9 protein-coding genes and 1 pseudogene are annotated in these 13,645 nt (G+C 60.4%); 5 read left to right on the top strand and 5 right to left on the bottom strand.

What is annotated here, in order from left to right; genetic code table 11:
* The first annotated feature begins 304 nt into the window (after window positions 1-304).
* Together H0V34_13520 and alkB are read left to right on the top strand one after the other, a co-directional pair.
* On the top strand, window positions 305-925 hold the full coding sequence (locus H0V34_13520) for a 2OG-Fe(II) oxygenase (protein ID MBA2492663.1): 621 nt from the start codon (window positions 305-307) through the stop codon (window positions 923-925).
* 139 nt (window positions 926-1,064) lie between these two features.
* A complete protein-coding gene (gene alkB, locus H0V34_13525) occupies window positions 1,065-1,709 on the top strand; it encodes a DNA oxidative demethylase AlkB (protein MBA2492664.1) in 645 nt (214 codons plus the stop codon).
* A 49-nt stretch (window positions 1,710-1,758) separates the two neighbouring features.
* Here alkB and H0V34_13530 read toward each other — a convergent pair whose 3' ends face one another.
* Both H0V34_13530 and H0V34_13535 read right to left on the bottom strand, forming a co-directional pair.
* On the bottom strand, window positions 1,759-4,203 hold the full coding sequence (locus H0V34_13530; GenBank protein ID MBA2492665.1) for an EAL domain-containing protein: 2,445 nt from the start codon (window positions 4,201-4,203) through the stop codon (window positions 1,759-1,761).
* Window positions 4,200-6,488 (bottom strand): PAS domain-containing protein, encoded by a 2,289-nt coding sequence (locus H0V34_13535; GenBank protein MBA2492666.1) that lies wholly within the window; start codon window positions 6,486-6,488, stop codon window positions 4,200-4,202. The genes H0V34_13530 and H0V34_13535 overlap by 4 nt, the downstream gene beginning before the upstream one ends.
* A 441-nt stretch (window positions 6,489-6,929) precedes the next feature.
* Here H0V34_13535 and H0V34_13540 point away from each other — a divergent pair.
* The 3 genes and pseudogenes from H0V34_13540 (at window position 6,930) to H0V34_13550 (ending at window position 10,546) form a co-directional block, all read left to right on the top strand.
* Window positions 6,930-8,350, top strand: a pseudogene (locus H0V34_13540) (nicotinate phosphoribosyltransferase).
* Complete coding sequence (locus H0V34_13545; GenBank protein ID MBA2492667.1) at window positions 8,340-9,086, top strand: haloacid dehalogenase type II; 747 nt, start codon at window positions 8,340-8,342, stop codon at window positions 9,084-9,086. Before H0V34_13540 ends, H0V34_13545 begins: the two are co-directional and overlap by 11 nt.
* Before the next feature lie 83 nt (window positions 9,087-9,169).
* Window positions 9,170-10,546 (top strand): hypothetical protein, encoded by a 1,377-nt coding sequence (locus H0V34_13550; protein MBA2492668.1) that lies wholly within the window; start codon window positions 9,170-9,172, stop codon window positions 10,544-10,546.
* 83 nt (window positions 10,547-10,629) lie between these two features.
* Here H0V34_13550 and H0V34_13555 read toward each other — a convergent pair whose 3' ends face one another.
* The 3 genes from H0V34_13555 to H0V34_13565 all read right to left on the bottom strand — a co-directional run.
* Complete coding sequence (locus H0V34_13555) at window positions 10,630-11,193, bottom strand: DNA-binding protein (GenBank protein MBA2492669.1); 564 nt, start codon at window positions 11,191-11,193, stop codon at window positions 10,630-10,632.
* An 83-nt stretch (window positions 11,194-11,276) separates the two neighbouring features.
* Window positions 11,277-12,404, bottom strand: a complete 1,128-nt coding sequence (locus tag H0V34_13560) for a helix-turn-helix transcriptional regulator (protein MBA2492670.1) — start codon at window positions 12,402-12,404, stop codon at window positions 11,277-11,279.
* A 123-nt stretch (window positions 12,405-12,527) separates the two neighbouring features.
* Window positions 12,528-13,645 (bottom strand): class I SAM-dependent DNA methyltransferase (locus tag H0V34_13565; GenBank protein ID MBA2492671.1); only part of this gene is annotated, 1,118 nt, incomplete at its 5' end.

Genomic DNA, 13,645 nt, shown 5'->3' on the forward strand with positions numbered 1-13,645 from the left:
GGATAGCTACCTATCAGGCGTGCATGAGTATCACTGAAAGCAGGACAGTCTATCTATAATGGCGCTGCAGCCGACCGGCCGTGAAAGCCCCTCGGTTCTCCCAAGCTGGGCGGTGGCCGGCGGCTGAGCTTGAGCGATTCGTCACGCGACCCTCAAGAGGAAGCCGCCGTTGAATACCGTAGTTGAAGCAAACGAGGCGCACACATTCACTGCCCCCGGGACGATCGGCGGCCGGGTCGAGTCGCTGTCGTGGGAAAGGATTTCACAAGACCTCGACGCGCACGGGTGCGCGACTATCGAAGACATGCTTTCCCGGCAGGAATGCGAGGCGCTGACGGCGCTGTATTCGATGGAGGAACTCTTCCGCAGCAAGGTGGTGATGGCCCGGCATGGTTTCGGACGTGGCGAGTACAAGTATTTCGCCTATCCGTTGCCCGACATCGTCGCTGGCATGCGCACGAGTCTCTACCCGTATCTCGCGCTGATCGCCAATCGCTGGAATGACACAATGGGCATCGACATCCGCTACCCCGAACAGCACGCGGATTTCATCGCGCGCTGCCATGAGGCGGGTCAGCTGAAGCCCACGCCGCTGCTGCTTGCCTACGGCGCGGACGATTATAACTGCCTGCATCAGGATCTCTACGGCGAGCACGTGTTTCCGCTGCAGGTCGCGATTCTTTTGTCCGCGCCTGAGCGCGATTTCACGGGCGGCGAATTCGTGCTCACCGAACAGCGTCCGCGCATGCAGTCGCGGCCGGAAGTCGTACCGTTGCGCCAAGGCGACGCGGTGGTGTTCGCCGTCAATCAGCGTCCGGTGCGGGGAGCGCGCGGTGTGTATCGGGTCAGGCTTAGGCACGGCGTAAGCCGCGTGCGCGCGGGGCGACGTCACACCCTGGGCGTCATTTTCCACGACGCGACGTGATCGATTTCAACGACGTTGAAGTTGAGTCTGTCATGTCGAGCGGAGCGAGACATCATGCGCCGTCGCTCGCGGGAACCTGGCGCGCCTTACAAGATTCCTCCCGGAGCCTGCGCCTTGAGCCCGCGCCGAAGCGGTCGGAATGGAAATAGAGGACGCATTCGGCGTGGATTTATGTCAGGAGCCGTTGGCGCCTGGCGCGGTGGTGCTGCGAGGCTTCGCGCGCGCGGATGAAGCGGCGTTGCTGGCGGCGTTGCAAGGGGTGATCGAGCAGGCGCCGTTTCGCCATATGATCACGCCGGGCGGGTTTCGCATGTCGGCGGCCATGACCAACTGTGGCGCGTACGGCTGGGTTTCGGATAGAAGCGGGTATCGCTACGATCCCGCTGATCCCGAGCGCGGCGCAAGGTGGCCGCGTATGCCGGATGCGTTCTTGACGCTTGCGCACGATGCGGCGGCGCAGGCGGGGTTCGAGCGCTTTGTGCCAGATGCGTGCCTGATCAATCGCTACGAACCTGGCGCAAGACTCTCGCTGCACCAGGACAAAGACGAACAGGACTTCGATGCGCCTATTGTGTCGGTGTCGCTCGGGCTTCCCGCCGTTTTTCTGTTTGGCGGATCGAAACGGGCCGATAAACCGAACCGCGTGCCATTGACGCATGGCGATGTGGTGGTGTGGGGCGGGTCGGCCAGACTTCGCTATCATGGGGTCGCGCCGCTGAAGGCAGGGCATCACCCGTTGCTGGGCGACCATCGCATTAACCTGACGTTGCGCAAGGCGGTTTGAGATTCATCGAACACCGCTTTACTCCAGGGGCTCACGCCAGGATGCGGCATTAGTTAAACGTTATGACTTTCGCGCGTTTATTCGTCAGCATCGGCTCCAGCTCGGCAAACGGCATGGGTTTGCTGAACAAATAGCCCTGCGCTTCCTCGCAGCCCATGCGGCGCAGACTGGCGCTTTGCTCTTCGGTCTCCACGCCTTCAGCCGTTATCTTGAGATCCAGCGTACGGCTCATGCTGATAATCGCCTTCACGATCGCGGCGTCGCTCGCCTTGTTCGTCAGTTTCTGCACAAACGATCGATCGATCTTGAGCCGATCGATAGGCAGATCCTTCAGCACGCTCAACGATGAATAGCTCGTGCCGAAATCATCGATAGCGATGCTGACGCCAAGCGCCTTCAGGTCCTGCACCACGCGCAGGCTCACGTCGGTGTCATGCAGCGCGCTTTCGGTGATCTCGATCTCAAGCAGTGAGGGTGCGATTCCCGTCTCGCCAAGCACCTCTTCTACCTGCTCGCAAAAGTTATCACGGGTCAGATGTGCCGCGGAAACGTTAACGGCTAACCGTAACGGTATGCCGCGGGCCTTGAGCCAGCGCGCGAGCTGCGCGCAGGCCGCGGACAGCACCCAGCAATCGAGCGCGTCTATGAGCCCGCTTTTTTCCGCGACGGGGATGAACCGCGCGGGCGGAAGTATTCCCTCCCACGGATGCTTCCACCGTATCAACGCCTCCAGGCCGGTAACCGCGTTATCGCTAAGCGCGATCAGCGGCTGATAGTGAACCTCAAAGTCGTTGGCCTCTAGCGCCTGCTTCAAACCCTGCTCCACGCTCAGATACTCCGCCGCGCGCGATGCAAGCCCCCCTGTATAGAAGCAGCAACGATTGCGGCCCCGGGTTTTGGCGCTATACATCGCCACATCCGCCGCCTTGAGCAGCGCGTCCCGGTCCTCGCCGTCGTCGGGGTACACCGCGATCCCGATGCTGGCCGAAACCGCGACCTGCGCCGCGTCCAGTGTCACTGGCATCGCCAGGGTCTTAAGCAGCTTGTCAGCGAGCAGCGCGGCATTCTCGGGGTGTGCGATGTGCTCCGCGATCACGACGAATTCATCGCCGCTGAGGCGCGCGGCAGTGTCGCTGGCGCGTACACTCTCCTTGAGGCGGGCTGCAAGGCAGCCAAGCAACTGATCGCCCATGCTATGACCCAGGGTGTCATTGATGAGCTTGAAACCGTCGAGATCGATGAACAGCAGCGCGCAGTGGGCTTGTTCACGACGGGCGCGCTCCAGCGCCTGATCAAGCCTATCGTTAAACAACAGACGATTCGGCAGCCCGGTGAGCCCGTCGTGGTGCGCCAGATGCGTGAGCCGGTGTTCGGCCGTGCGCATTGCCGTGATATCGGAGAAGGCGACTACGTAATGCGTGATCGCACCTCCTGGATCCCGCACCACGCCCACCAGCTGCCACACCGGGAACACCTCACCGGTCTTGCGCCGGCAGGCGATCTCGCCCTGCCAGCGACCGTCGTCGAGCACTTCGAGCTGCGCGTAGAAATGATCGCTGTGGCGGCGCGCGTGGAGAAAGTCGTCGGGGTTCCGGTCGAGAACCTCGTTTATGTCATAGCCCGTCAGGGTGGCGAAAGCGGGATTGGCCGAAACGATATGGCGCTCTATGTCCAGGATATAGATGCCATCTATGGTCGTCGCATAAGCGATATTGGCCTGCCTTAGCTGATCATCCTTAAGCTTGCGTTCAGTGATGTCCTTGACGACCGCGACGAGACGCGCCGCCGAGCCGCTTTTGTGGGCGTAAGCCTTGCCGTGCAGCTCCAGCCAGCCCACGTCGCTGTCCGCGCGCAGGTAGCGGAAACTCAGATTTAATGGCGCATTCTGGGCAAGGCATTGCGCGATGGTCTGCTCGACCGAGGCACGGTCCTCCGGATGCACGCGCTCGAGGACGGCGCGCCAGTGTTCATGCAGGGTTTCCGGCAGGCTGCCGAAAATCCCCTCCATGCGACCGGCCGTGACAATCCGACGACCTTGCTCATCCCATTCCCACACGCTTAGGTCGCCCGCATCCAGCGCCAGCAGCAGGCGCTCCTCGCTTCGCTCCACCTCGGTTTCAGCGGCGCGACGCGCCAGCGCCATGCGTATGGAGGCGTGCAGCTCAGCGGCATTGACGGGCTTTACGAGATAGCCGAAGGGTGTGCTCCCCGCGGCGCGGTCCAATGTGTGATTCTGGCTGTAGGCGCTGAGAAAGATGACCGGGATACGGGTCTGCTCATAGATATACCTGGCGGCTTCAGTTCCGTCCATGGCGCCTTCAAGATTGATGTCCATCAACACCAGGTCAGGACGCAGTTGCGCGGCCTTCTCGATCGCCGCTTCGCCGCTGCCGCAAATTCCGACCACCGTGTAGTCGCGGTCCTCGAGCAGTTGCTGTAAGGTCATCGCGATAATGCGCTCGTCCTGCACGATCAGGATCTTCGGCGAACTCATGCTGCTTTCCTTTCTGCGACACCTGGAAAATGCAGATCGAAACGCGTGCCGGGCCCGTTTCCGATGATCAGCGCACCACCGATCTGCTCCGCCAGCATCCGCACGAGCTTGAGGCCTAATGTCTTCGCCTCCTTAGGATTAAGACCCGCTGGCAGGCCAACACCCGTGTCGCTGACGGTCAAGGTCACCGAACCGTCCGCCACATGCTCGCGCAGGTTGACGTTAATCTCGCCCCCGTCCCCGGCCGGAAACGCATGCTTGAGGGCGTTGCATAACAGCTCATGGACGAACAGGCCGATCGGGATCAGACGGTTGAGTTCAAGCTTTGCGTCGTCCACGTCGAGGCGCAGCCGGATGCGCACGGGATCCGCGCAATAACTGGCGAGCAGCAGATCGCCTAGCCGCCGCAGATAGACACTCAGCGCTATCTGGGAAAAGTCGCCGCTCTCGTAGAGCAACTGATGCACCAGCGCCATCGTCTCCACGCGGCTCTTGCCCTCCGCCAGCGCCATTTTGATGGTGTCATCGCGCGTGTTCCCGGCCTGCAGCTGCAACAGCCCCGCGATAATCTGCAGGTTGTTCTTGACGCGATGGTGAATCTCGTTGAGGAGCACAGTCTTTTCGGTCAATGCCGCCTGCATGGCTTCTTCCGCTCGCCGCTGCTCGTTTATGTCGATGGTCATTCCGACCCATTCGCGGATGGCGCCCGTTTCGTCCAGCAGCGGTACAGCCCGCACGAGAGTCCAACGGTAGATTCCGTCCGCGCGGCGAATGCGATCCTGCAGCTCGCACACCGACTTGTTGGCGACGGCGGTGGCCCACGTTTGCGCGCCATGCGCGCGATCTTCCGGGTGAACGGCGTTCTGCCAGCCCCGGCCTAAACATTGCTCGTAAGTCTGGCCTGTATAGGCCCGCCAGCTAGGGGAATCGTCCACGATCTCGCCCTGCGCATTGGCAGTCCAGACGATCTGCGCCGTTGCCGCCACCAATGCCCCGAGCCGTTCTTCGCTGTGGCGCAACGATTCCTCAGCGCGTTTATGGTCGTCTACATCCCTGCCGGTGCCGATCCATTTGACGACGCGCGCCATCTCGTCGCGCACTGGCGCCGCGCGTGTCTTGAACCAGCGGTAGCGCTTGTCGGCGCCCTGGATGCGGTATTCGGACTCAAAGTACGATCTATCGGCCTTCATTGCCTGGCTCCATGCTTCGCTCAGGCCTTGACGATCATCCGGATGCACTTGTTGCAGCCATTTATAACCGAGCTGCTCATGCTCTGGAATGCCGGTGTAAGCCACCCACTGCTGGCTGAGATAGTCGCACGGGCCGTCCGCGCGGCAGGTCCAGACGAGTTGTGGCAGGGTCTCGATTAACTGGCGGAGGTCGCTTTCCCTTTCGCGCAATGTCTCCGCCACCAGAGTTCGTGCTGTTTCCACGCGCGCCAGCACGGCTGCGGCCCACAGGACGAGCGCGGACAGCATCACGATGACCGCAACGAGTTCCAGAGCCCCCCTGTACCCGGCGTCGTACAGACCGGTCGTGTAGCCCAGCTCCGAAAAAAACGCTGTCGCCAGCAGGATCGCGATTCCGCCCGGCAATAATTTGCGCAAGAGCATTCCCTGCGATCCGGCGCTCGCGAACCAGGCAACCGCGCCGCGTGCCGGCCTGGCGCACAACACTCCGGCAGAGAGCGCAAGCATGCCCGCGATTGTGTGCGGCTTCATGCCCGTCAACAGAAACAAGCCGATCAGCCGCTCCGCGCCGTAAAGGTAGCTAGCCATCGATACCAGGGCGGGAAGCGTGGCGGCGGCCGCCAGCCATGGCCCGGCGCGCGTTTCGATCAGCATTAGCGCCGCGCCGCCGAGACTGAAGCCCACCGCCGAGTTGAAGCTCATCCTGCCCGGACTCGATGTGAGCATCGTCTCGTGATCCTGGAGGAAAAACTGGTCAATGCCGAGATTAAAGCCGGTGAGATACTCGCACAGGGTCAGCGCGCCAAGCGCCGCCACTATTGCGCCGCCGGCCTGCGCCAGCCTTTGGGTCTTGTCTGAGCGATTCTCTCGCCGCAGCCAGAGCGTAATACCCGCGACGACAAATGCGAAAGCAGTGTTCGCCTTCATCGAGCCCAAAGCCATGCCGAAGTTTTTGAGCTGTTCGAGGTTCAGCGCCCACCCGGTGAGCACGGTCAACCCAAGCGCGACCATCACAACACAGGCCCCCGCATGCACCTTGCGAAGAGCACTCAGCACGCGCGGATCGAGGTTAGCGGCGCGCGGTGATGCCGTCATGGCGAATATGTCCCCGTCTGTCCATTCGCGCGGTAGGCTTCGCGCCGCGGCTGCATAATTGGGTGTTTTATCCCGCAATCGGGTGCGAGTCATTTGTATTACATCAGCGAGGGTCGGCATGCCCTGGCGGCGCCCTGGGCGACAACTGTCCGTTCCCGACGAGGCGAGACCATCGACTATCGCCCGATTGCATCCGTTTGTCCCCCGCCAGTTCCCTGTGCGGTACGGTAGCGACGATGAGCGGTGGAGCTTGCGAACGACGGTCCCCACGAATCTTCGCAGGTTCGGCAGGTCAGCATCGCTTCGCGTCGGCGCCTCGAACGGGGCTATATGGATCGGGCTATTTCCACCCCGCCGGTTGACATACTAGCGAGACCGGCATTACATCGTGCGCGCCCGCCACATTTGACCAAGACGCGGCGCCGGAGAGCAAAGGGCTGAATGAGTCATAATGCCGAAAATCGAGATGCCGACTTGCGCGCGAACGCCGGCCGTTCGGCGCTGTTCACAGATCTTTACGAGCTCACCATGGCGCAGGCTTATCTGGCCGAGGGCATGCAAGAAACCGCCGTGTTCGAGCTCGCCTTTCGTACCCTGCCCGCGACCCGCAACTACGTGATGGCATGTGGGCTGGCGCGCGTGCTGTCGTGGCTGGAGGCGTTGCGGTTTACCGCGGCCGACCTCGCGTATCTTGATGGTCTGCAACGGTTTTCGGGCGCGTTTCTCAGACGTCTGGAAGCTTTAAGCTTCAGCGGCGACGTGTACGCGGCACCGGAAGGCACGGTGGTGTTTCCGAACGAGCCGGTGATTCAAGTCATTGCGCCTATTATCGAGGCGCAACCGGCGGAGACCTGGATTCTGAATCAGGTCCACTGCGCTTCGGTGTTCGCCTCCAAGGCGGCGCGTGTGGTCACGGCGGCACAAGGATGCGCGGTGGTCCATTTCGGCGCGCGTCGCGCGCATGGCTTCGACGCGGCGCTGCAAGTGGCGCGCGCGAGCTACATCGCGGGTGCGACGGCGACGTCCAACGTCGAAGCCGGGCGCTGTTACGGCATCCCGGCGGACGGCACCATGGCGCACAGCTACATTCAGGCGCACGACGACGAGCGCGAGGCGGTTAGCCGCTTTGTGCGCGAATTCCCCGGGACGACGGTGCTGGTCGATACCTACGATACGATAAGTGCGGTGCGCAAGCTGATCGGATTGCTGCTGGATTCCGGCGGTGAATTGACCATTGGCGCCGTGCGGCTGGACTCCGGCGATATCGACTCACTCTCGCGCGAAACCCGGCGTCTGCTGGACGAAGCCGGTCTTCGCCAGGTGAAAATCATCGCGTCCAGCGGCCTTGACGAGCACAAGATCGCGGCGCTGGTGCGCGTGTCGGCGCCGGTGGACGGTTTCGGCGTGGGCACGCGTCTGGCCGTCTCCAGCGATGCGCCCGAACTGGATTTCGCCTACAAACTGGTCGAGTACGCGGGCCGGCCGCGCATGAAGACTTCCAGCGACAAATTGGTTCTGCCCGGACGCAAACAGGTGTTCCGCCGCTGGCGCGACGACCAGATGGCTTCGACGAACAGCACGCGGGCGAGCCGTTGCTGGAGCCGGTGATGCGTGCAGGCAAACGCCTTGATCACGTTTCGCAAGCTTCGGTCGATGCGGGCTTCTTGCAGCGAGAGCGGCGCGAACGGTTAGCTGCGATACGCAGGCACGCCCGCGCGCAGCTAAACGCACTACCGCCGTCGATACGGGCGATCGAGAATGCCACACAAGGCTACCCGGTCGAGGTCAGCGCGCCTCTGGCCGCCGCGCAACAGGCGCTGCGGGCGCGGCTCAGCCACGATGGCAGGCGTGATGACCATTGAGCCCGCGCACGAAGAGGCGTCACGAACGCTCGCATCGGTCGTGGCGCTCACCTTCGACGTGTTCGGTACGGTGGTCGACTGGCGCTCATCGATCGTTCGTGAGGGCTGGCGGTTGAGCGAGCGTCACGGCTTCGGCGTGGACTGGACGCAGCTCGCAGACGAGTGGCGGGCCGGCTACGCGCCCGCCATTGAGCGCGTGCGCTCCGGCGAATTGCCGTGGATGACAATCGACGCCTTGCACCGCATGCTCCTCGATGAGCTGCTGCTCAAGTTCGGAATCGATGGTCTTTCTGAGAGCGAAATCGAGCACCTGAATCGCGCGTGGCACCGTCTCGATCCGTGGCCGGACGCCGTAATCGGTCTCAACCGGCTGCGCTCGCGCTACATTCTGGCGACCTTGTCGAACGGCAATATGTCACTACTGGTGAACATGGCGAAGTATGCCGGACTGCCCTGGGACTGCGTGCTTTCCGCGGAACTGTGCCGGCGCTACAAGACCGACGCGCAAGTCTACGAGATGGCCGCGCGGCTGCTTGGGTTGGCGCCTGAGCAGGTGATGATGGTCGCCGCGCATGTGGACGATCTGGAGGGCGCCAGAAATGCCGGATTCAGAACCGCGTTCGTGTCGCGCCCGCTGGAGCATGGTCCGCGTGGTCACGTAGAGACCGTCGCGCAGGGGTCGGTCGACATCATCACGACCGATCTGCTTGACCTTGCAGAGAAGCTGGGCGGGTGAGGCCGGACGGCGTCACGCTTGCCGCCGCATTCCGGAGCGCCCGGCGGCTTTCGGCCGCGCCGCTTCGCAAAAGGTTATGCTCGATGCCTTTGGCTCGCGCGACCTTGCTCTTCGCTGTATTACTCGGTGCGGTTGCCGCACAGTCCACGCCGGCGCATCACTACACCGTGAGCATCGATCGTAAGCTTCAGACGTTAAGCGTGCGAGTCTGCTTCAGTGGCGCGCCCCCGCGCGCGCTCGTGGCGGCCTCAGAGCACGCGCGGTTTTTCGTCAAAATGCCCGGCGGTGAAGAAGATCCCAAGCGCCTGGCTCTGGATGATGTACCGGATGATGGCTGTATCGCCTATCAGGTAGACGTGGCCGGCATTGCCATTCTCGGTCAACTGACTCTGGGAAGCTGGATCGGAAACGATATGATCGTGGCGCCCGACGTCTGGCTGTGGCGTCCTGCGAACCCCGACGCCAACATCGAGCTTCGCTTCGACTTGCCGCCCGGCATTGCCGTCTCCGCGCCGTGGAGGCCGCTGCCCGGCGGCGGTTACGACGTTGGCCACACACCCGCGCACTGGCCCGCGGCGGTGGCACTCGGTCGCTTTGAAGAACGTGAAATCAAGGTGCCCGGCGCGGTGCTGCGGCTGGCAGTTCTCGATGCAGATCCGCTGGCGGATGTGGAGGAAATTCAGACGTGGATTGAAGACGCGGCGCGTGCGGTCGCGGGTCTGTACGGACGCTTCCCGGTGGATCATGCGCAGGTGCTGGTCATTCCCAAGGGCGAAGGTGACGGGCCGGTTCCCTACGGACACGTGATGCGCGGAGGCGCGGGCGCCGTGCGCTTATTTATCGATCAGCGACGGCCGCTCAAGGAGTTCCTCGCCGACTGGACCGCGACACACGAGTTCGCGCATCTGACCTTGCCTCTGGAGCGGCGAGGCGGCGCCTGGCTCTCCGAGGGCATCGCGAGCTATTACCAGGAGATCCTGCGCGCACGCAGCGGCGGCCTCACCCCGCAACAAGCCTGGCAAGAATTGCACGAAGGTTTCGAGCGCGGCAAACAGGCGAGCGCCGACGCGACCCTGCTCGAAGCGTCGGCGAACATGTACCGCGATAGCGCCTATACGCGCGTGTACTGGAGTGGCGCGGCCATCGCGCTGCTGGCGGATCTGGAATTGCGAAAGCTAAGCGATAACAAACAGTCGCTGGATTCCGCGCTGGAAAAACTTGGGCGTTGCTGCCAGCCGTGGGATCGCGCGTGGTCAGCACGTGAGCTTCTGGCGCGGCTAGATGAACTGACGGGTACAACTGTGTTCACCGAGTTGTATCGCGAGCACGTTTTCTCGAAAGATTTTCCTGAGCTCACGGATGCGTATGCCGAGCTGGGATTAAAGCTGCGCGAAGGCGAGTTTCAATTGCCGCCCGCTCCCAACGCCCACATGCGCGATGCGATTATGCACGGTACGTAGTGACAGAACTAAAACGTGAGTTTCATGCCAAACCGCGTGCCCGTGTTTGAGATGTAGAGCCGGTTAACTGCCGGAAAAGCGGCTCAGTTAGGCGGAGCCTCATTAAAAATTTTCTTGTACTCTCGTACGAAGTCCCTGGGTACATCTCCCAACCACCGCCAGAAGCCTGCGATCCGACGTATGTCCTGCATGGTGACATGGCGTTGATCCAGCATAAGCTTAAGTAACTGGAGCGTGCTCGTGATTTGAACGTGGAACATGCGGGCGAGCGTAGCCATATCCGCATCGTCGGTGACCACCGGAACGCCAAGAACATAGCCGTGAGCCAGGTTACGAACATCGACGCGTGTCGGGCCAGGTACTTCTGTTAGAACGGCCTCCCACATAATCCCCTCGGAGATGGTGATGTCAGCTCTTTGACGCTTAGATAACGTCAGTGGTTTACATCGATTTGCCCTATATTCCGGAGCATCGACCCAGGGAAACTTCGTCTGGAGACGGCGCGAGCGGTCGTATTCGGCCTCCAGCTCTTGCAACACATAAAGGCAATATGCCTTGCTGCCAAATTCCTGGAAAAGGAGCGGATGGATCTCTTTGGCGAGCCGGAAATAAGCATTGGAGTCGAGCAGAAGCTTGGTTTGAGCCATGCCTCCCCCTCATACCTAAAGAAGGCAAGCGGGGAATATACAAACGAAGTGGCCTCTTCCATGAAACATGACACAGCGTTGCTCTAGGCCAAATGCCGGTGCAACTCGCGAGCATCCAACAATGGAATGTCGAGAATGGACTGAATGTAACCGGGCCCTTTTGCCTCTTTGATTAGATACTGCTTGAGAACCGCGACAAACGGGCTTTGAAATAGCTTCTCGACTCTGTCGATATACTCATCCGCCCCTGGAAGATTATCATCAAATAGCGTGGTGCTCACGTTATGGTAGGCCTTACTTAAATTCTTAGCGGCACCGTAAATCGCCGGATCGAGCGAGAGCGGGCGAAGCCCTGCATCGATCGCATACTTGTTGATTTCCCGATAGACCGAGATGGGAGAAATCAGGCTTGCCTCCGCAATCCCCTTGATCCGATTAATTTGCGCTCCTTCACTTCGGGCTGCATGTACGTGCTCCCACGCACGAGCCGCCTGATCCCCTGGAAACAATAATGCTCCAGCAAAAGCATCGGCAAAATCTTCCGCAATATCACCGCGCAACTCGGGCGCCAGAATATGGCCGAGTTCATGCGTCATCCAGAACTTGAAATCGTGAATCTCGCTGTCGATGTTCAAGTAAACCCAAGTAGTCATCGAATCAGGCAAAAAGATGTGCAGCGCATTTTCGTGCCTGTCTTTTTTGCCCCATAGAACTGGAACGAGCACTGCTTGTAGCTCGCCAAATCTATTAATCAGGTGATGAAAATCAATAGCGTCATCAGGGCGCACGCCAATCTCTTTTCTAAATTTTGAGACAACGTCCTGAATGTAGCGATAATCATCGTTGGGCTTCTTCAGCGTCGCCGGACGAACTAATTTGTCGAAAGGAAGATATGGCACCAAACGACGTAGTAAGCGGCCTATATCCTTGGCGTGCGCTATATGCTGTTTCGTGGTCTTTCTGGCTCCCATTTTTCTGAAAGCGACCACGGGTTCGGAGTCGTTGTCTGGACGGACAATTACCTGATCGACTTGGAGATCCAGCCTCAAAGCCAGCTTTAGGAGTTTGTCTGGACGGGGTAACGATTTTCCTTGAAGCCATCTGGAAACTGCCTCGCGAGATACATCCAGTTCGCGGGCGAGCGTGGCCGGATTGACTCCCTTCCGATCCATGGCCTCCTTGACGCGCTCAAGGTTGAGCTGTTTCTCCATACCCTTCGAACCCTACGGAAAATGTCAACTTTTGTCAACATAAATGCCTCATGCCAGCGGGCTCGTGAGTTCGGCGTAGCGACGGAACAGGAAGGCGACGCGCTCGGCGTCGCCGGCGTAGGTTTACTGTCCCCCGTCGGGCATGTAGGCGGCATCTACGGCGCGGTCGAGTTTTGCGTGCGCCTTCGTCAGGTTTGGCGGCATGATGTTCGGATCGTAGAGCTGGGCGAGAGTCGCGCCGGTATGCGCTTTACGGGCGTCGAGCACGTTTTGGGCGGTAGCCTCGATGGCGTCGCGGTGTTTGTCTTCAAGCTTTTGCGGCCAGGGAAAGGTGTTGTAGACCATTGAGCCGGAATATTGGTAACGACCTTCCAACCGCCCAGCACATAAACGCATCCACGCCATGTGCATCGCGGATTGTAGAACGCCGAATAGAAATAGATTCGGCTGCGCGATGATGTAATTCTTGTTGCTGGTGATGACGTCCTTCGTCATCCAGCCGACCGGAACGTAGTGCCGTCGTTCGGAGGACACTTCCGGAATAAGTATGTAATCGGAATCGGGTTGCGATTGATAGAAAAATCTCGTCGGTGTAGACGTGGCACGCTTTGTAGGCGCAGCGCTGCTCGCTTCCCGAAATCTGCGTACAGCCTCCACGCGCTTTTTAACCAAAGGCATTGCATGAAGCTGCGTGGGCGTTGCGTCCACGAGCCAGAGGCAATAACGCTCTTTGCCGTTGATAAATTCTTCCGATCCAATATAGCGTTTTATAAAAGCTTCGGCCTCGGGTTCGTGTGCGAGCAATTCCGTCCGCTCCGCCGGTGTCAGCAGCAGATGCCCGCCATCAGTCGGTTTATTACCGCAGCGCATATTAGGCATCGGCATTAGCGGCTTCGTACGCTTAGCGACGATCAGGTCAGGACCATCGGTCAGATAGGGACTGATATTGCTGACCTGCCGTTCATGCGGAACGCCTTTCACATCGGCATAATCGAACATCCGCTTGTGATCAGCTTCACTGCGCCCGAAGCCGATAATTACGCAATGCACGGCCGCTTTGCCGGGCGCTTCGTTGCTCCACTTGAAGGTGCGGTGAGCAAAGTGAATTTTGACGCCGCGACGAAGTAACTCGCTCCATAACACACCTACCTGCTCGCCCTGCGTGATGCTTTTGGTCGATACAAAGCCGCAGCGAATGCGCTTACGCGCTTCCTCGTCCGCTCGCTCTAATTCGACGAAAA

It is taken from the genome of Gammaproteobacteria bacterium (genome assembly GCA_013696315.1).
Lineage (GTDB): Bacteria > Pseudomonadota > Gammaproteobacteria > JACCYU01 > JACCYU01 > JACCYU01.